Source organism: Inconstantimicrobium porci (genome assembly GCF_009696465.1).
Taxonomy (GTDB): domain Bacteria; phylum Bacillota; class Clostridia; order Clostridiales; family Clostridiaceae; genus Inconstantimicrobium; species Inconstantimicrobium porci.
Window position 1 is genome coordinate 111,082 of sequence record NZ_VULX01000005.1, and the last position, 20,517, is coordinate 131,598.

Below are 20,517 nucleotides of genomic sequence, written 5' to 3' on the forward strand. Positions count from 1 at the left end.
AAGTTTTAATTCACATCAAAACTCCCGCCTATATTTTTTACCAAGTAACCCTATATTAATACATTAAATTATTCAAAATACTTTAAGAGATCAGTGCTCTTCCTGGAATTATAAGTTTTTTGCCAGCCTCAATATAGCTTTCATCTTCTATTTCATTAATTTTCGCTATATTTTCAACTGTAGTATTATACTTCTTTGCTAAATCCCAAAGAGTATCATTTAACTGTACTGTATATATTGTTATTGATGCTTTCTTTTTAGGAACCTCTTCATCAAGTTCTTCCACGTCAGTAACGCAGTTCTTGTTTTCTTCTCCCCATGCTTTGGCAGTTGTTGTAACAGTTACTTTTACAGCTATTGTATTAGCTTCAATGGCAGCTTGTATACTTTCAAGAAAACTCTTTACAACTATTTTTGTATTAAGCTTTACATTATTAATATCAATATTCGCATTAAATGGAACTTCACCTGTTATCATATTAAGATAATCCTCAGAATCAGTTCTGTAAATAACTTCAATCTTTACAAATCCCTCAGCTTTTATCTTGCCATCTTCAATCTTTTTATCAACTATTTCTGCTTTTCCCTTAGTATTAATTATCTCTACTGGTACAGAATCTTCTTCCTTTAGATATAAGTTATCCTTAACAATACTTTCTGACTTACCATCTCCAAGAAGTGCTGCCAGACTTACATCATCTTTTTTGATTCCAATTACTTTATCAGTCATATAAGCATCATCAAGAATTTCTATTGTAGTCTTATCATATATCTTAATTTTAGCCTTAACAGCTGCACTTAAATTAATAATTCTCTGCTCACCAAGATCATCGCTATCAAGATCACAGTCTGCCTTATCAAGTTCAAAAGAATCAAGAACTGAAATATCTGGATAAGTATTCTCAAAATCTTCATCAGTATTCATAAAAATATCTTCATCAACAGTATACAAATCTCTTGTACCCTTTGCTCTATAAACAATACTAAACTTTACAAAACATGAACATGTTATCTTTCCGTCAGCTGCTTTAACATCCTTTTTATGAATCATCCCCACACATTTTAAAATAGTATCTATTTCTGGTTTCTCTGTACCTATAGTAATGTTTTCAGTGCCTTGAAGATCAATTTCTTTGCTAGCAACCATATTATCAAATGTTTCTATTTTCTTCTTCATTTCAACATTCTTCTGACTTTCAATATCCTTTACTAAATCAAGTGTGTCAGTCTTGTACACTTCATAGATAATATCACATATTCCATCAAGACTTATCTTTCTTTCATTGATAATAGTTGCATAAATATGTTCAACATCGCATTCAGCTTCACATACCATATTATGTTCCAATCCAGCTATATCTATATAGTTTGAAAACTTATCATTATAAGTAACACTATGTGCCCCGAGTGTTTCATCCTCCTTAGCCAAATACATTACATTATATTGTATCTCCCCTTCTACAAGCAATTTGTCCTTTAATATTTCCTTATTAGTTATATATGGCTTACAGTCAACAGCCAGCACTTTGTAAACATCAGGATGTGTGTCTGGAATAAGATATTCACCTTTTAGAACAGTCTCACCATTGCCTTCGTTAAATAGCTGCTCGAAACTAATATTTTCTCTAACAACATCAATATTTTCCATAGCTATACCTCCTTTAAAATCTTACTACTAATATATATTGAATGCTTTTTGTTATTATTACTAAATTCTGAATTAATGGTGCTGCATTTTAAATCTAAAATTCTTCTATACTTCTACAAAATATTTTCAAAAAAATGTTGACATATACATAATCTTGTCGTAATATAATAAATGGTTATTGACCATATAACCTCTCATAAATTCTCAATACCCTTTTATACCATAGTTGAAAGATGGCAACCCACCGTCTTTCTTTTTTTGCTCAAATTTAAGATGAATTTTTAATAAAATTTGAATAAAAAAAATCTTGATGATAATTCATCAAGATTTAACCTGCAAAAACCAATTGGACTGTTTTTGTCAATACATCTGAATAGCTAAAGCTCACTGTTCTTTGGGTGTCATTATCTAATCTAACTACAAAGATGCTCGGATATACACTTTCAAGAGTTCCATTATTGATCAAAACTTTTCTTCGTCCTCCATTTGCCTTTAGTGTAACTTTCTCTCCAATGTGTCCTTCAATATCATGTTTGATGGAACACAATGTTCTTGTCTTTTCCACATTAAACACCCTCTTTCATAAGATACATAATATAACATTTTATAGTTTTTGTCAAATAAATATTTAATTGTATCATTTCAAAAAAGCTTTGTCAATGTTAATTTTCTGTAAATATTATTCAACATACTGTGATTTAGGATATCCTTCTCTGTATTTTCCTCTCGTTTGCAATCCTCCTATGCCTTTATTACCTGTTATTGTGTTTTCAAGCACATCAGCCATAGATACAACTTTATCTATCCTTGTATACGCAACACGTTCACATACAAATACCGGATCAAGACAGTGAATCAATACTCTGTTAGGAGAACTTGCAAAATTAGCTCCGGCATCAAGTATGCTTTCATAGCACGACTGGCATGCCCCTGCAAAAATAACAAGTTCATCATAGCTGGAATTATAATTTCTTAATGCCTTAACAGCATCGATAAAATATTTAGAATTTCTGTAATTATTTAAATCTAAATAATCAGAAGAACTTTTCAAAAAACCATCATGTCCAGTAAGAACCACTATATCAGGTTTAACTTCTTTAACTATATCAACAATTTTCTCAGGCTGTTTACTTTCATTAACAAGAACACCCACCGCATCAAGATTAAGTTCCTTATATACTTTTAAACATGCATTAAGATATCCCTCATCTGCATCTACATGAAGTATCTTTCCCGGCCTCCCAAAAAAAAGTTCTTTTTTCTGTTCTATTTTTCCTGTCTTCACATACCTCATACCTGTCAGCTCTTTATCATCTCTTGAACTTCTTGATGACCTCATATCATCTCTTGATATAATTATCCTTTTTATAGTATCACTTATTCTGCTGTTAAAAATCTTATCTTTTTTGCCTGCCAGTATATCGTCTGTCTCTTCTAAATCTTCTTCATTAGCATCTGCAATTATTCTTATATTTATACCCTTAAGTACATAAGTATTTGGAGTTCCTGGTTTTATATCTACTATTTCAAAAGAAATATCCTTGCCATATGATTTTCTTACAACTATATCTCCAATCTTCATACTATCCTCTTCAAACAATAATCAATCTGTAATATTATATGCTTAACTTTTTTATACGTTCATATCAGCTTAGTTCTACATTTCTATTCGATATCACATACTAATCAATAATGTGTATTGTATAATTTAGGAAGAAATTCACGGACTACGCTCCATGAATTTCTGCATTTAATGGAGGACACCTCCAAACCTCTGAAACTAAATGATGGTATGTTCGCTTATGCCTTGGCTTAGAACTCCCAAAAGGGAGTTCAATCCCAAATTATACATTATACCTTATACATTATTCATTCCCATTAAAATAGGCTTTGATATTTTTACTTAATTATCAATTAGAGTAAAAATAAAAGAGGCTCTCCTAATGAATGCCTCTTTTATAAAATACAATATACTTATTCCTGACCATATTTCCTCTTAAATTCATTAATAAAGACTGTATATGAATCTCTTTCTTCAACTATATCGTTAACTTTTCTGACAAGATTATTCTGAAGTATATTAGACTTATTGTAGTAATACTTGTTAGCAAGTCTCCAGAATCTCTGAGGGAACATTAAGAATGCATATATAACTCTATATTCGCTGTCTTTAAGTGGTACTACTTCATTGTATGATTCAAGAATTGCATCTGCAAATTCCATGTTCCAATCAACTCTCTTAAGTACCTTTACCATGAAATTAGAAATATCATAGGCCCTTATTTCACGTTTACAGTAATCAAAATCTACAACATAGACATTACTGTCATCTCCCATTATGATATTATGATAAGTAAAATCATGATGACAAAATACCTTGCTTTCTTCAGCTTCTGCACTAAGCACAAAATAATCGGATTCATTAATTATATCTACTGCCTGTTTTGCAAGGTTTTTATAATATTCCATGTTTCTAAGGTAAGCCATATCAAAGTCTGTCTTACTGTTTTTCTTCCTGCACATGTCTCTCATCTTATCAAAGGACTTTATCCTTTTTTCCATTGTTTTAGGCCATCTTCCTATGTCTGTCTTTAAAGTTGAGTTTTCAGGTGGATCATAACCCTTTGAACATTCATGCATTCTTGCTAAAGTCTTCGCTGCAACCTTGACTTCATCTATATTATGAAAGTCACATTCCCTGCCTCTTATCCATGAGGATACAGTATATAAATCATCATTTACAGTAGCAAATGGATCGTCGTTCAAAGCAAGGTCACATTTATCTACATATGGAAATCCATTGTTAATTAAATGCTCCTTTGCTCCATACACAAATACTGCTTTCTGCTGTCCATAATTAAGTTTTTTAACACATTTATCGCCCTTATCAGTAATTGCATGGTATACTCCCCTTTTTGGTTTTAGCTCTAATATTTTCATACCAAACTGTCTTTCTATCTCTGATTCTCTCATCATAAACAGTCACCTCCCGTATATTTATATGTGCAAAAATTATTTATTAACACTTTTATGCATTCTAAAATATAATAATATGTAATCACTATACGAGGTTTATTATATGAATATTGCTATAGATGGAAGAGCCGCAAAATGGTATAGAGGCACAGGCATAGGCACTTATACTTATCAAATTATAAACAATCTTAATCAAATAGACTTTTTAAATAAGTATCAGGTCTTTCTTCCAGAAGATGTACGATTTGATTATAAATTCCGAAACAACTTTTCTCAGATGAAGTCAGCAGAAGAATGTAATTCAAACTTCTGGGAAGAAGTTAAAATTCCTAATATACTTCATGATGAAGATATAGATATTTATCATGTCCCACAGAATGGAGTTGGCCTTTCAAACTATATTCAATGCAAAAAAATAATAACACTTCATGACATAATACCTTTAAGGATGCCTGAGACATGTTCTGACAGATACCTTAAGATATTTAATAATATCATGCCTGAAATAATAAAAAATTGTGACGGTATAATAACAGTTTCAAATTTCTCTAAAGAAGATATCGCAAAAGAATTTAATTATCCTAAAAACAAGATATTTGTAACTTATCTAGCTTCAGAAGACTGCTATAGGCCTTTAGAAAAGGAACACTGTAAATCTGCTATAAAAGATAGATATTCAATAGATTCTGATTTTATTCTTTATGTAGGTGGTTTTAGCCCAAGAAAAAATATACTTTCACTTATTAATGCTTTTTCTCTTCTTAAAAGCAAGTACAAAAAAGATATAAAACTTGTGATAGCGGGCAAGAAGGGTATTTCATATTCCATATATAAAAAAAGAGTTTCAGATCTTAATCTCGATTCTTCTGTAATTTTTCCAGGATTTATAAGAATGGAGGATATGCCTTCATTATACAACTGTGCAAAACTTTTTGTTTATCCATCATTCTACGAAGGTTTTGGTCTTCCCCCTCTTGAAGCTATGGCCTGTGGTACTCCTGTAATTGCATCAAATACATCATCACTCCCAGAAATACTAAAAGACAGCGCAGTTTTATTAAATCCTAATGATACAGATAAACTTTATGAATCAATGTGCACTGTGCTTGAAGATTGCTCACTAAGAGAAAGACTAATCGAAAAAGGTCTCCAGCATTCATTGAAATACAACTGGAAAAAGACAGCATACGATACCATAGAAGCATACAAAAATACATTAGCACGATAAACCAAAATAGATTAGAGAGTAGAACTAAGAGAGAAGAGAAAAAGATGAAACTCCCCCAAGGGAGTTTCAAGATAAGTGGACACATTCCACTTAAAACTCTTTAAAGCTTGTGGTTTCAGTAGTTTGGATGTAGCACCTCCATTAAAGCTTAGCGAGCTAATTTCATCCTATTCTCTTATCTCTAATCTCATATCTCTAATCTTTTTCAGCTTATTGATTAAATATTTATAATAACTTGTCTATAAATTCTTTTCTGCTGTTTTCTTGACTTAGCTTGAGATTCATTACAGAGTTGAATGCCTCTTCACTCCAATCTTTCTTTTTGTAGTAGTAATTAAATATCAATTCAATAATATCGTTAGGATAACTTAAAAGCACCTTAAGCAGATGCTTTTCTTCATCTAGGAGTGGTGAAATCTCTTCATAATTATCAATAATAGTCTTATACATTTTTATATCGTAGTCTGAATTCTTTATACTCTTATTTATAAATTGTGCTATATCATTAACTCTGTAATTTATATTGCTATAGTCAAAATCAATAAAATAAGCCTTCTCGTCTTTTATTAAAATATTATGATATGCCAGATCATTATGACAAAACACTATAGAATCCCTATTATTATTAATTTTATCCATGTCAATCCTGGTAATATACTCAATACATCTTTTCATTGTCTGTATACATGAATCTACATTATCACAAAATTTTTCATCAAAATAATTCTTAAATTTATATATATCAACCATATTCTTAATACTTGTAAGCATATTTATTCTTTCTGTAAATTTGTGAGCTATATTTTTATAATCTACATCGCTTTTATCTGAGACATATTCTATACCAGCTCCTGCTTTATGAAACTGAGCAAGCCCTTTAGACGCAATCATTAAATCCATAGGATTTTCGACTGAACACTCCCGTCCTTCAATAAGATTTACAAGAACATAGTATTTCCCATTATACTCTTCTACTATTCTGCCAGATACAGACTTCTTATTTGACATCAAAAAACTATAATTTCTTCGTACATAATCTATAGAATTATTTATAAAACTATAGCGTTTCTTATCATAGTCTATATTCTTTAAAACATATTTATCTTTTCCACTCCTAATTATAAATACTTTTCTTAAAGGATATAAATCATCAACATCAATCCCCCATAAATCGAACAACTTAGTATCTAAATCATATTCAGTAAGATACTTTCTATACATATACCTTACTTTATTCAAATTTATCACCCTCCATCCATACATTACTTAAAGTCTCTTCTCTTAATATAGTTATTAAGTCTTTTAGTATAATATTCTATTGAATACTCTTTTCTTTTCTCCCTTTTTCTCTCACAAAGTTTCATAAAGTCTGAAGGATAATCAAGAATTAGATTGATAAATTCAAAACTAGTGTCATCTAATGATTCATTCTGAAGAAATTTATCAATAACTTTATGTTCATCATACTTAATATTCTTTCTTCTGCATTTTGTAACAAGATTTATAATGTCCCATTCAATCATATCAAGAGACATTTTCTTTATGCTGTTAATACATAAGCAGTTATCAAAATATAAGTTTTCAAGACTAGTATCGCCTAGACATACCTCATTATTTTTCATAGACCTATATATTAATTTCATATAAAAATTATTATCATCAAAATGAGCAAGTATTTTTTCAGCGTTTTCGAACATAGGGCTGCAGCATTTTACAAGAATCATATCAAATAAGTCATTTGCTCCTTTACGTCTCACTTCTTCAAAATATCTGTAATTTCTTTTTTCCTGAACTTTAAGCTTTTGTATCTTCTTACCTATATTGCTCTGAAGGGCAATAAGATACTCACCATCAATGTTTTGCATACTCTTATGAAAATTACATATGATATCTACCTGGTTCATTATCTTTTCCTCATCATACTGCTGTTTTATAAAAGACTCGCTACCAATATAATCTATCTGTCTTTCGCTTAGAAGTTTTTCAATTAAATTCACTAAACATCAACTCCTATACTTAAAGTTTCTAAATTCCTCTAAAAATTCTTCTCTATCTATGATATCTTCTTTATATGATGTTAATTTTTTCATAAAAAATTCTTCTCCCCACATTTGTTCTTCCCAATAATACTGTATTCCGACCTGCCAAAACTGCTGAGGAAACTTAATAAACGCTGACATAATAGGAATTTCTAAGCCTTCTACTATTTTTTTCTCACTATAACTATTTAATATGAATTTTGCAGTATTAATATTCCATCTTCCGTCTTTCATTGTTCTTATAAGCAAAGAAGATAAGTCATGTAAATGACTATCTAATATACAGTAGTCAAAATCAATTATTATTATTTTCCCATTCTTGTCCACAAGTACATTATGATGTGCATAATCATGGTGACAGAAACACAATTTCATAACTTCCTTATCCATGTACTCATAATATCCGCTGCCTTTAAGTTCCTCAATGGCATCCAGTCCACGCTTTATTTCATCATATATCATGCTTAAAAATAATTTATCAAATTCTGTTTTATGCGCCTTCTGATTAATCCGCTTTTCAAAATCTAGTATCTCATCTAATCTTGTCCTGAAAATCTCCGGCCACTTAAACCAGTAATTTCTTGGTTTCATATCTCTACTAAGGCAGAATCCTTCGCTGCATTTATGAAGTTCCGCCAACTTTGTAGCAGCCTTCTTTAAATCAAAAGGATTATCATAATTGCTAAGTCTGGAATTTATCCAGGGAATAAGATACGCATATTTACCGTTAAAATCTATATAATCCTTGCCATCAACGCTCCTTACAAACTTTGGCACTCTGTCGAAATTTCTTTTTTGCAGATGATTCATTGCCCCAAGAATAAATTTCAGATGTGGAAGTTCGTATTGTATCTTTTTAAGACAATATGAACCATTATCCGTCTTTATCTTATAAATATTTTTCAGTTCTATGCAGTCTGATGCTGAAATATCATAATTATTTTTTATTATAGAAAGCACTTCATCCTTTTTCATTTTAATTTCTCCAAAAAGCAATCAATATACATTATATGTATATTTTTTATTTTAGTTCACAAATCTTTACCTACTGAATAATAATAATATAGAGAAGTTTATGGAGTGATTTTTATATGAACATTGCAATTGATGCAAGAAGTGTTACATGGGCAAAAGGAAGCGGTATAGGAACATATACTTCAAATATAATAAATGAAATTCAAAAGATCAGCGTAGACTATAATTATCTCCTGTTTTGGTGTGATAAAGATTATAAAAATATAAGCAACAACAGAATTAAAAACATGATTTTATCAAAAAAGCACACAAATTTTTTTGATAAAATATATATACCTAACAGCCTAAAAAATAATAACATAGATTTATATCATATACCCCAGAATGGAATAGGGCTTAATGAATCTATAGATTGCAAAAAAATAGTAACTGTTCATGATCTTATACCTTATGTCCTTCCAGAAACAGTTGGACCAGGCTATCTGAAAAACTTTCTTGAATCAATGCCCAAAATAATAGAATTATGTGATGGTATTTTAACCGTCTCTGAATATTCCAAAAGAGATATACTTAAATTTTTTCCAGCTTTCCCTGAAGAAAAAATATATGTAACTCCACTTGCGGCTAATGAAAAATATAAACTACTTAATAAAAATAAATGTAAAAAAAGAATACAGAATCTATATAAATTTGATACAGACTACATCTTGTATATAGGTGGGTTCAGTTCAAGAAAAAATGTAAAGATGATTATAGATTCCCTAAAGGAATCATTGTCAAGCCTTAAGTCAGAAGTTAAACTGCTTATAGCTGGATCATTAAAGGATGAGGGATTAAACTTAAAAAAATACTGCAGTGATATAAATATGGATGATAACGTACTTTTTATAGGATATGCTGACGAAGATCTTCTTCCTATTCTATATAATGGCTGTACTGCATTTATTTACCCATCTTTATATGAAGGCTTCGGGCTTCCACCTTTAGAAGCTATGCACTGTGGAGCACCAGTAATAACATCCAATACAACTTCTATTCCCGAAGTCGTTTCAGACTGTGGACTACTTATAGATCCAACCTCACAATCCCAACTTTCAGAATCTATTGTTAAACTACTTAATGATATAGAACTACAACAGCAGTATCAACTTTTAGGACTTATGAGAAGTAAACACTTTTCATGGCATAACACAGCTTTAAATACAATAAAAGTATACACAGAAGTCTTAAATTCACCTAAGGATCCAGAATAAAAAAGAGCTGCAAGACATATTCCGAAGCCTCCGTCGTTCCCTGCGGTCTCTCCAAGTCGTTTCTTCATATGTCTTGCAGCCCTTGAATTACTAAAGGATGAAACTCCTCTGTAGTTTCAAAATGGAGGTTTCACCTCCAAACCTCTAAAATTGAACATTCTAGTGGTTTGGAGGCGTTGCCTCCATGTTAAATATTTATTCATGCGCTTGCCACATGAATTATTTCCTTACCTTGTACCTGTGACTTTTGACCTTTGACCTAAGAGATAAATTTCAATATATAATTTTTATTTTGTTTTACTTTCCAATAAGCGAATCGTAGTTATCTTTAATATAATTTACTATTTCCATCTTATTGTAAACTACGTCTTCTTTAAGTGCAATTGATGATAATCTTGATAATACTTTATCGTCCTTAAAAGCGCTATATTTCTTATCAAATAATTTTATATTATAGACATTTCTTAAAGCTGGAAATATATTATACTCTTTCAATCCTTCTATAGCATTTTTATCAGTGCTTAAATATTTTAGGAATTGCACAAGTCCTGATATATTCTCAGATTGTTCTGTAACTATAAGATTACTTCCCTCTCCAGAAACAAATGTGTTTCCACCAATATTAGCAGCCGGAACATTAGTAACAACGTATTCCTTATCATTATTTTTTCCTGACAATTCAATAATATCTTTATATGTTCCTATACCTGCCACAGAATTTGAACTTTTTTCGGTAATCTGTAATGCATGTTTCGTCTTAAGATTATTAATTATCAGCTTTGCACGACTTATCGTAGAATTATAATCACTTAAATAGAAATACTCATCATTATTCTTAAGCTGCATAACAAGAATCTCAAACAATTCTATACACTGCTGCTTATTCATCTTAAATAACACATCTTTACCATTAGATTTTGAATATATTTCACTTCCTACAGTGCATACATCCTCCCATGTCTTTAGATTCTCTTTTGTATAACCATACTCAATAAGTTTTTTTTCATCAATAACAAGCACCATTGGACTACTTGATAAAGGTATACCGTACATGTTTTTATTAATCTTAACTTCATGTACTCTTGATTCAGTATAACTACTGCTTAATTCAAAAATCTCACTATTTACGTTTCTAAAAGAATCTTTATTGTCTTTGTATACATTAAGCATACTGCTACCCTTAAGCACTACGGCTGAAGGCATATCTACGCTCTTATTAACTTTATTTTTAAGATATTTAACTATATAATTTTCTGAATCTACAAGCTTTACTTCTATTTCAATAAGCTTATTATGTTGCATAAACTTCTTAGCTACATCGTTTAAATAAGGATAATATACTCCATCAGCCCATATAGTAAACTGGCCATATGGCTTATCCTCGAAAAACGATGAAAATAAGCTACATCCATTTAAACTTACTGATAAAAATAAAATCATTAGTATAGAAATCAAACGCTTCACATCGTCACCACTTTCACTATATCTACTATATCTGATTATACACTAGAATATCTTATAAATACAATTATAAGGCCTTCTTATGATTTCATAATAGTGAATTTTAGCAAAAAAGACCACTGCATTTTTATGCCATGGTCTTTTTTATCAATATATTTATAACCATATAAATATATAATGTTAGCCTCTTGAAAATTCTTCATTTCCTTTTCCATTAAAGTCTTTGTTCCAAGCTTCCTCTGCAACTGGTGCAAAATCATCTGCGAGTTTCTGAATCTTCTTCTGGAATTCCTCATCATGAAGCATTGCATCAACACTTGGATCTGTAGCGTGTGCATTACATGTTGAAGCAACTTCTCTAATTACATGTGGATTATCAATCATCATACAAGGTCTTAACATATTTTTATTATATGGCTGTCTGTGTCTTAAAGTTTTAAATAAGTTTCCTCTGAAAATATCTATTAAGTCTTTGCTCCTTATATTATCAACTGCTATATGCGCAAAAATACAAGGTTCTACATCACCATCAGCATTTATATGGCAATAATATTTGCCAGCTATACATCCACCAACATATGGAGCATCATTGAAGAAATCAATAGTAAAGTAAGGCATTGTAGTTCTTATCTTTCTAGTCCTTCTTCCAAGTTCAATTCTCTGCTCTGGGGTAAGCATATTATTTAGATCTGGTTTTTCACCAACTGGCATGTAAATAAAATACCAGCTCATTCTTGCACCCTTCTCTATTAGCATGTTAATGAATTCTGGTGAAGTAACTGTATCAACGTTATTTCTAGCTGTTGCTGATGATACACCAAATGGAATACCCTTATCATGCAAGAAATCCATTGACTGCATAACTCTCTTGAATGTGCCTTGTCCTCTTCTTGCATCAGTTTCCTTTTCGAATCCTTCAAGTGATAGCATTGGCATTACATTACCCAGTTTAGATATCTTCTCAGCCACTTCTTCTGTTATTAAGGATCCATTTGTAAATGGAGTGAATTGAATATCAGAATACTTTTCATATATTTTCCACATATAATCTACAAAAAAAGGTTCTCCCCCTAATACGACTATATAATGTATTCCTAGTTCTCTCGCTTGCCCAACTATTTTATCAACCTCTTCATATTTAAGCCCTGAATCCTTTGGATAATTTGCTGCATAACAGCCTGTACAATGTTTATTGCATCTCATTGATGGACTAATCAACAATACAAATGGAATCTTTGTATCTTCTTTTTCCATCCACTTTTCTCTTTTAGGAATACCATTCCATATAGCATTTGCTAAAAAATTAGTAAAGAATTTTTTTAGACAATTCTTATTAGTATTTATTAATATATCATTGATAAATTCATGTACTGATGGCATGTCATTATAATAGCTCTGCACATTAGCAATTCCTCTCTTAGAATCTTCATCTTTAGATAGTTTCTTTATAAGTCCAAAAATCCTATTAATATTTTTCTCTGGATTATCACTTTTATCAAGTATGTCGCAAACTGTGCCAATAATCCTTTCTTTTGCTACTTTTTCAGCATTCTCAACTATTTTCATATAATTCCCCTACCTTTCATATTTTATCCCCACTTGTCATTACACTTAATATTACTGTCATAATTTAATTTTAAAATAAAACCTATATATAATGTATTTATTATTTTTATTTTCATAATATACATATATGACTTTAATGCATTAATATATTTATACTATGAACAATTAAAAGGAGCTTTTATGAATAAAGATAATATTGAGTATATCGGCATAACACCTCTTGATGAAATCAGCGAGGATTTTTTCACAGACATATCAATAATGCCTTATAATAATTTCTTCTTCATAAAAAGAAAAAATCCTTCTGTAAAATATATAATTAGGTTATCAGTTGATTATTCATCATCGCATATATCGATAAACTCATTTAAGAATTATAAAATTTTATATATTAGCGGATATCAAGATATCTCTATTGATTTTATAAATGACGATAACAGACGCTCATCAATAACAAAGAATTATCCCTTAATGCTGAACTGTGTACTGCCACATGATTTGCTTGATTATAAACTTTATCTTATATCTGCAGCAGTATACCCTGTGGAAAAACGAATCATAGAAGCTAAATTTAACTTTGCCATATGTTACTCTAGGAAATCATCATCTAAAAAAAATACAATAGATACGGAAGCTTTATCTATTGCTAATATAGAGCCAGAACCATCAATCTCATCCGTAAAAGAAATTGTTAATATTGATGAAGAATATATGTAGGAGGATTTTTATGAAAATATGCATAGATGGTATAGGAGCTTCAAAATTAAGCGGTACAGATATGTTTTCATATACACGTGAACTTCTATCAACTATAAATTCAAGTAACAAATTCACACAGGTTTTTACTGTATGGGACAACTTTCCCCTAAAAAAATATTTTGTTCGTCTGCAGAACATAAATTATATTCCTTTAAATATAGATAGGACCTCATCAAATTATGATGATCTTGTCAGCTTTTTAAAAGAAAGCAGTATTGATATTTACCACTCTCCGAATAATGGATTCAGTATTCCTAAAGAAAAATACTGCAGATATATCTGTACTATCCATTCACTATACCCTGTTAAACATAAAAAGTTTACTGATGAATCTTATTACAATAAATTTACTAGCATAGTCCCAAATTCATTAGAAAACTGCGATAAAATAATAGCTGTTTCAGAATTTACAAAACAAGAACTTATATCAGAGTACAATGCTGATGAAAATAAAATAGCAGTAGTAAACCCTAAATGCAGCCCAATATTTATTAATATGGGAACTGACTTTTCACTAAGTTTTTTGAAAAAACACTACAATATATCAAGACCATTTATATTCTATGCTGGGAGTATCACTGAGAGAAAAATGCTTGATAAAATAATTATGCTGCTAAAAGAAATTAATAAGAAAAATAATAATATAGACTTAGTTATAGCCGGATGCTATAAAGGAAAACGCGAACCATACTATAAGAAAATAAAAGACCTTATAATTGAAAATCACCTTGAAGACAATGTGCATTTTCTAGGTAAGATAAAGTTTTCTCATATGCCAGTGTTCTACACTGCAGCCATATGTACAATTGACTTTTCAACATATAATGATTTTCCGCTATCAATTATTGAAGCAATAAACTGTTCATCTTTTGTTCTCTGCAATAAAACACCTACAAATACTACTCTTCTAAAAAAAGCAGTAGTCTATACTAATTTTGATGACTTTAATCTTGCTTCAGACATTATTGTATCAGCTGAAAATGATATTAACGTAAAGATGAAAATAATTTCACTTTTATCAAAACCCGTACTAACTACAGACGAAGACACTTTAGCTATATATGACTAAAATTAATGCATAGCGCATAACAAAGGATTAAACTTTCAAACGGTAGTTTCAAAATAAGGAGGACAAGTTCTCCTTAAAATCATTTAATGTTCACCATCTCAGAGATTTGTGGATTTGCCTCCATTAAAACTATAGAAATTAGCAAAGCTAATTACCGCCTTTACTATGGGTTATTCTCTATAAATTATGAAGCAAAAAGAGACTGTATGAACAAACTATGCTGTTCATACAGTCTCTTTTTCATATTTGGTAGCCTGTGGGAGAATCGAACTCCCGATTTCACCGTGAGAGGGTGACGTCTTAACCACTTGACCAACAGGCCCTGCTAATATGACATATTTTATTATATCACCTTATTTGGAAATGTCAATATTTTATTCCAAATTACAAAAAATGTTCAACCTTATTCAATTATTAATCATTGACATAACAATTGTATCTTCATAATTCTTGCTTATTCTATTAAAGAAATGATCCTTCATTTTTATCTTTTCATCAAATTTAATTTTGCTACACATATTTATGCATGCATAGTTACTTTCACTAACAGTAATTATAATCTTATGAAATCCATATTCATTGAACATACTTTTCTTTACGCCACTAATAACTTTCTGCATTATACCAATGCCTCTATATTTCTTATCTAATATGAAACCTATTTCACATCTGTCATCAACAAAAGAAATATTATGAATAGAAAATAGTCCTACAGTTTCTTTCATAGTCCTGCTATATATAACAAAATCAACTCTCTGCTTTATCACATACTTAGCATAAAAATTATCAATGAGATTTTTCGCCTCTTTCCTGTTTCCTATGGTAGGTATCCTTGTTATTTCCCCAATAAATTCATCACTACATATACTGCATATTGCATTTATATCACTTTTCCCAGGCCTTCTTAAAATATAATCTTCATATTGAAGTTCTGGGTAATTATAAAACATATCTAAAATTCTGCTATTCATATTTAAATTTCTCATATATTGCTTATATAACTATAATATTATAGTTATATATAAAAAATGCTGAATGATTCACATTCAGCATTTTGTTATACTTTATTAATTAGGACTTACCTCTAATTTAAGAGATAATGTTAATTTCTTACCATCTCTAGATACAACAACCTTAACTACATCACCATTATTATGTTTAGCTTTTATTGTATTAATTTCATCAACTGTCTTTACAGTCTTTCCATCAAAAGATGTAATAACATCTCCTCTCTGTATACCTGCTTTTGCTGCAGCACTGAAGTTTTCTACAGAATTAACCCATACTCCCACTGGAATGTTGTGCTGTTTTGATGTAGTTTCATCTACAGCTATACCGCTTATGCCTATCTTTAATAAAGGCTTAGATAAAGATGAGATTCTTTCTTTAGCTGTGTTTATAGGAATTGAGAATCCAAATCCTTCAACTCCTGATTCAGAAATCTTAGCAGTGTTTATTCCTATAACCTTCCCTTCTGAATTAATTAATGGTCCGCCACTGTTTCCTGGATTTATAGCTGCATCTGTCTGTATATAGTTTGATGTTTTGCCATCACTGCTTTTTACAGTTCTATTTACAGCACTGATAATACCTTTTGTTACTGTTCCAGTAAACTGTTCTCCAAGAGGACTTCCTATTGCTATTACTTCTTCTCCTGCCTGTATCTTTTCTGAATCTCCAAGCTCGGCAACTCCTGGAATTTTAACATTTGAATCTGTAATCTTAACCATTGCAAGATCCTGTGATGCATCATAGTTTATCACTTTTGCATTAGCTTCTTTGCCAGTGCTTAATATTACTTTTACAGTACTTGCACCTTGTACAACGTGGTAATTTGTTATAATGCTTCCTTCTTTATCAATTATGAATCCAGAGCCAACTCCTGACTGCTGCTCCTGCTGTCCGAATACACCTGACACAATTGATTTTGTTGATACTGTAACTACTGCAGGTTTAACCTTGTTTACAGCATCAACAACTGACATAGCGCCAGTCGTTGATGAAAACTTAGGTGACTCATAAACAACTTTTTTTACACTTGATCTATCTAATACATCTGTATTCCTACTTAGAAATATTGTAGCACCTGCACCAGCAGCTCCGCCTACTAAAGTACATATTAGTGCTCCACATACAATAGCAGCAATCTTTTTTCCAAATCCGTCTCTGCTCTTTTTAATCTTTGTTTTCTTAGGCTTTTTACTACTTTGGGCATTAAAGTTATTATATGGATTTTCGAACTTTTCTTCCTGTGAAGAGTAATAAGTATTTTTATTAGAAGTATTATTATTATTTCTTATATCATACACTCTGTCTGTTGCAAATCTGCTATCTATTTGATATATATTATCATTGTCGTAGGGCTTATTTGAACTTTCATCTTCATGTTTTTTAAAATTATCTTCTGGTGTTACATTTTCTCCATTTTCATTGATTATTATAAAATCCTTATTTTCATCATTATTCATATATATAAACCTCCATTACTTATAGTCCATTTACTATACTTATATAGTAAACTAGTTTTATGGCAATATAATGTCAATTTCAAAAAATTTAACGGAGCGATTCTAATTTCTTTTTAACAGAATATTTTTTCGAGAACTCCTTTACAGCATTGGCAATAATTTCACTTTTATCACCTGATATTATATCCTTATCTGAAGATATTTCTATTATATTTTGATTTGCTGCATCAGTAAGTTCCTTTAGCTTTTCCTGCTGCTCTTTAAACTTGCTTTTATTTGAAACTATAAACAAAGGCTTTCCCTTAAGCATTTCTTTTGTCTGGAAATTTGCTTTATTAGAATCAGAAAAATCTATTATATTATTAAGTTCATTATAATAAGCCGAATTATAATGGCTTCCTATCCTGTGAGCATTAAAATCTTCCATATCCTTATCTGAGAATCCATCAAATACACCTGCAGGATTTTTTGTAAGTTTCAGCTTATTTAATACTGCTGTCAAAGATAAAAATGAACCTCTATATTCTATAGATTTTCTCAATTTTTGTTTTCTATACTTTTTAATATAATCATCATTATCAAAATAATCTACATTAAGTGGATTAATAAGTATCATTCCCTCTACATCATCTGGATAAAGCTTTGCAAAAGCCGTCATCACAAGGCTTCCATACTCTTCTCCTACAAGAAGATATGGTGAAGACTGACCTGACTTCTTTAAGATCATCTTTAATGTCCTTGCCTGCTCTTCAATATTCATCTTTTCATAATCATTGAATCCATATCCTGATCTGTCATACATAAATAACTTACCATCAAAATCAACCCCTAATGACTTAACAAGATTATTCCACTGCTCTTTGCTGCTTCCTAATGCAGCGTCACATATCACTGTATAATCTCCACTGCCTCTTGCATTAAAGTGATACTGGTTATTGTTAACCCTTACGAAACTATCACGTGATTTCACATTTTCAGCAGTATATTTCGTAATTATAACCTGACCCAAAGCACCGAAAGCAATAAGCATGATCATTGTAAAAATAATAATTTCAAAAAGTTTATTAGTATTTTTCTTTCGTTTTGTCTTCAGCCTGTGAAGACCATTAGAATAAGGTATAAACTTCATAAAATAAGCCCTCCTTATCTCTCACCTAACCTTAAATTTGGTTTTGCATTTATATCAAGTGGTGCTACATTTTCTTTTAATAATTCAAAATATGCTGCACTTCCAATCATTGCTGCATTGTCTGTACATAATATCGGTGCTGGGAAAAGCACTTCTATTCCTCTCTTTTTACCTGCCTCAGTAAGGCTTTCTCTAAGCTTTGAATTCGAAGCCACTCCACCTGCTATAGCTATTTTATGCACATCCCTTGTTGTACATGTCTTAATAACATTTTCCGTAAGAACATCAACTACAGCTTTCTGAAATGATGCAGCAACATCTGCTGTATTTATTTCTTCACCAGTCATATTCATTTTATTAATATAATTTAAAACAGCAGATTTTACACCACTAAATGAAAAATCAAGACTATTGTCATGGAAATTAGCCTTAGGGAATTTCATAGCATTCTCATTTCCCTGTTTTGATATTTTATCTATTTTGGGACCGCCAGGATATCCTAGTCCGATTGCTCTTGCTACCTTATCGAAAGCTTCACCTGCTGCATCATCTCTTGTTTCACCAATTATCTCAAATTCTCCATAATCCTTCATATGAACTATAAACGTATGTCCTCCTGAAACTACAAGGCATACGAAAGGTGGTTTTAAATCTTTATGCTGAATAAAGTTTGCACAGATATGTCCTTCAATATGGTTTACTCCTATAAGTGGAACATTTAATGAATATGCAAGACCTTTAGCATACTGAAGTCCCACTAATAATGCACCAACAAGACCTGGACCATAAGTTACTCCTACTGCATCAATATCATCAAGTGTCACTCCTGCTTCTTCTAGGGCCTGCGAAACAACAATATTTATTGCTTCAATATGTTTTCTTGATGCTACTTCAGGAACTACTCCTCCAAACTTTGTATGTATATCTATTTGTGATGAGATTACATTTGAAAGTACTTCTCTTCCATTAACTACTACAGCAGCTGCAGTTTCATCACAACTGCTTTCTATTGCAAGTATTATCTTTTTTTTCATACTATATACCCCGTTTTCTTATCATTTATAACACTTGTATTATACTTTAATGGAAATCTATATTCAATTAATATTAAAAAATATAATTATTTCTTAATTTCTTTTTCTTGTTTTTACTGCTGATATAATCTAATATATTATTAGGAACGTTTGTTCTGCAATTTTATTAATATAAGGTGAAATAATGAATAGTAATTATGCAAAAATTATAGTAAAAGGTTCTCCCATTACAAAGTCAAATTTTAAGCTTTTTAATGCTCAGGGAAGAGCTATACTTCCAAAAAATTCAGGACTTTATCATGACAGATATGCAATTTATGAAGAGCAGATAGCTCTTGAAGCACGCGCTCAAAATCCAAATGTTATTTTTACTGAGTCATTAATTGCTGTGCTTAAAGTATATTATAAAAGTGAAAAAAGACACCCTGATACAATAAACATAACAAAAAGTATTTTTGATGGCATAGAAAAAAGTGGCATAATCATTAACGATGTTCAGATAAGAAAAATAATAACTGAAGAATATTATGATAAAGAAAATCCACGATTTGAACTAGAGCTTTATGCTGAAAGCTGCTACTCACTAGATTTTTCAATAAAAGAAAAAGAAATTAAAGGTACACCTGTAATATTCAAACCATCAATCAACAGTCAGCAGAAAAATGTAAAAAAGACACCTTCTCAAAAGACATCTGCATCTAGCACCAACGTATGTGCCATATGCAGCAAGCCATTAAAAGAAGGCGACTATATATCAGCAGATAACGGAAAAACACTAATCTGTAAATCCTGCTTCAAAAAAGCATTCTAATAATTCATAGTTCATAGATCATAATTCATAATGAAGGATGAAACTCCAAAGGAGTTTCAAAATGGAGGCTCTGCCTCCATTTTGATTTAGAAATTAGTGAG

Annotated in this window: 18 protein-coding genes and 1 tRNA gene; 5 read left to right on the forward strand and 14 right to left on the reverse strand. The window is 30.7% G+C overall.

All coding sequences use genetic code 11. The features are described 5' to 3' along the window. Nucleotides 1–82 precede the first annotated feature (82 nt). The 4 genes from FYJ33_RS05855 to FYJ33_RS05870 all read right to left on the reverse strand — a co-directional run bounded on the left by FYJ33_RS05855 (nt 83) and on the right by FYJ33_RS05870 (nt 4,624). Nucleotides 83–1,648, reverse strand: a complete 1,566-nt coding sequence (locus tag FYJ33_RS05855) for a DUF3794 and LysM peptidoglycan-binding domain-containing protein (RefSeq protein ID WP_154530815.1) — start codon at nt 1,646–1,648, stop codon at nt 83–85. Nucleotides 1,649–1,976: 328 nt separating this feature from the next. Beyond that, nucleotides 1,977–2,213, reverse strand: coding sequence for a Veg family protein (locus tag FYJ33_RS05860; protein WP_277643738.1), 237 nt, complete (start codon nt 2,211–2,213; stop codon nt 1,977–1,979). Nucleotides 2,214–2,327: 114 nt separating this feature from the next. Then, a complete protein-coding gene (gene yabG / locus FYJ33_RS05865; RefSeq protein ID WP_154530816.1) occupies nt 2,328–3,230 on the reverse strand; it encodes a sporulation peptidase YabG in 903 nt (300 codons plus the stop codon). Nucleotides 3,231–3,622: 392 nt separating this feature from the next. Then, nucleotides 3,623–4,624 (reverse strand): CotS family spore coat protein, encoded by a 1,002-nt coding sequence (locus FYJ33_RS05870; RefSeq protein ID WP_154530817.1) that lies wholly within the window; start codon nt 4,622–4,624, stop codon nt 3,623–3,625. A 103-nt stretch (nt 4,625–4,727) separates the two neighbouring features. On the opposite strand from FYJ33_RS05870, the gene FYJ33_RS05875 reads away from it, so the two are divergent. Next, complete coding sequence (locus FYJ33_RS05875) at nt 4,728–5,852, forward strand: glycosyltransferase family 4 protein (RefSeq protein ID WP_154530818.1); 1,125 nt, start codon at nt 4,728–4,730, stop codon at nt 5,850–5,852. 225 nt (nt 5,853–6,077) lie between these two features. Here the strand turns inward: FYJ33_RS05875 and FYJ33_RS05880 are convergent, their stop codons facing one another. Genes FYJ33_RS05880 through FYJ33_RS05890 form a run of 3 tightly spaced genes read right to left on the reverse strand, consistent with a single transcriptional unit; the run spans nt 6,078 to nt 8,866 of the window. Then, a complete protein-coding gene (locus tag FYJ33_RS05880) occupies nt 6,078–7,091 on the reverse strand; it encodes a CotS family spore coat protein (protein WP_206046622.1) in 1,014 nt (337 codons plus the stop codon). Between the two features lie 23 nt (nt 7,092–7,114). After that, nucleotides 7,115–7,849, reverse strand: coding sequence for a hypothetical protein (locus FYJ33_RS05885; protein ID WP_154530820.1), 735 nt, complete (start codon nt 7,847–7,849; stop codon nt 7,115–7,117). 6 nt (nt 7,850–7,855) lie between these two features. Beyond that, a complete protein-coding gene (locus FYJ33_RS05890; protein ID WP_154530821.1) occupies nt 7,856–8,866 on the reverse strand; it encodes a CotS family spore coat protein in 1,011 nt (336 codons plus the stop codon). A gap of 116 nt (nt 8,867–8,982) precedes the next feature. On the opposite strand from FYJ33_RS05890, the gene FYJ33_RS05895 reads away from it, so the two are divergent. Then, the gene (locus FYJ33_RS05895) at nt 8,983–10,119 is read left to right on the forward strand and encodes a glycosyltransferase family 4 protein (RefSeq protein ID WP_154530822.1); all 1,137 of its coding nucleotides are present in this window, start codon (nt 8,983–8,985) and stop codon (nt 10,117–10,119) included. 297 nt (nt 10,120–10,416) lie between these two features. Here FYJ33_RS05895 and FYJ33_RS05900 read toward each other — a convergent pair whose 3' ends face one another. Beyond that, nucleotides 10,417–11,583: an extracellular solute-binding protein gene (locus tag FYJ33_RS05900; protein WP_206046623.1), complete on the reverse strand. Its 1,167-nt coding sequence runs from the start codon at nt 11,581–11,583 to the stop codon at nt 10,417–10,419. A gap of 177 nt (nt 11,584–11,760) precedes the next feature. Next, nucleotides 11,761–13,146 (reverse strand): radical SAM protein, encoded by a 1,386-nt coding sequence (locus FYJ33_RS05905; protein WP_154530824.1) that lies wholly within the window; start codon nt 13,144–13,146, stop codon nt 11,761–11,763. Nucleotides 13,147–13,326: 180 nt separating this feature from the next. Here FYJ33_RS05905 and FYJ33_RS05910 point away from each other — a divergent pair, with 180 nt between their 5' ends. Both FYJ33_RS05910 and FYJ33_RS05915 read left to right on the forward strand, forming a co-directional pair. Further along, nucleotides 13,327–13,863, forward strand: coding sequence for a hypothetical protein (locus FYJ33_RS05910; protein ID WP_154530825.1), 537 nt, complete (start codon nt 13,327–13,329; stop codon nt 13,861–13,863). A 10-nt stretch (nt 13,864–13,873) separates the two neighbouring features. Next, the gene (locus FYJ33_RS05915) at nt 13,874–14,974 is read left to right on the forward strand and encodes a glycosyltransferase family 4 protein (protein WP_206046624.1); all 1,101 of its coding nucleotides are present in this window, start codon (nt 13,874–13,876) and stop codon (nt 14,972–14,974) included. 247 nt (nt 14,975–15,221) lie between these two features. Here FYJ33_RS05915 and FYJ33_RS05920 read toward each other — a convergent pair. The 5 genes from FYJ33_RS05920 to tsaD all read right to left on the reverse strand — a co-directional run bounded on the left by FYJ33_RS05920 (nt 15,222) and on the right by tsaD (nt 19,605). Then, nucleotides 15,222–15,296: transfer RNA gene (locus FYJ33_RS05920), tRNA-Glu, on the reverse strand. 85 nt (nt 15,297–15,381) lie between these two features. After that, entirely contained in the window at nt 15,382–15,945 is a 564-nt protein-coding gene (locus FYJ33_RS05925) for a GNAT family N-acetyltransferase (RefSeq protein WP_206046625.1), read from the reverse strand. Between the two features lie 96 nt (nt 15,946–16,041). Beyond that, on the reverse strand, nt 16,042–17,442 hold the full coding sequence (locus FYJ33_RS05930) for a S1C family serine protease (RefSeq protein ID WP_154530828.1): 1,401 nt from the start codon (nt 17,440–17,442) through the stop codon (nt 16,042–16,044). 88 nt (nt 17,443–17,530) lie between these two features. Then, nucleotides 17,531–18,571, reverse strand: coding sequence for an alpha/beta fold hydrolase (locus FYJ33_RS05935; protein ID WP_154530829.1), 1,041 nt, complete (start codon nt 18,569–18,571; stop codon nt 17,531–17,533). A gap of 14 nt (nt 18,572–18,585) precedes the next feature. After that, nucleotides 18,586–19,605: a tRNA (adenosine(37)-N6)-threonylcarbamoyltransferase complex transferase subunit TsaD gene (gene tsaD, locus FYJ33_RS05940; protein WP_154530830.1), complete on the reverse strand. Its 1,020-nt coding sequence runs from the start codon at nt 19,603–19,605 to the stop codon at nt 18,586–18,588. Between the two features lie 184 nt (nt 19,606–19,789). Between tsaD and FYJ33_RS05945 the strand changes: the two genes are divergently transcribed. Beyond that, complete coding sequence (locus FYJ33_RS05945; RefSeq protein WP_154530831.1) at nt 19,790–20,416, forward strand: RusA family crossover junction endodeoxyribonuclease; 627 nt, start codon at nt 19,790–19,792, stop codon at nt 20,414–20,416. The last annotated feature ends 101 nt before the right edge of the window (nt 20,417–20,517 follow it).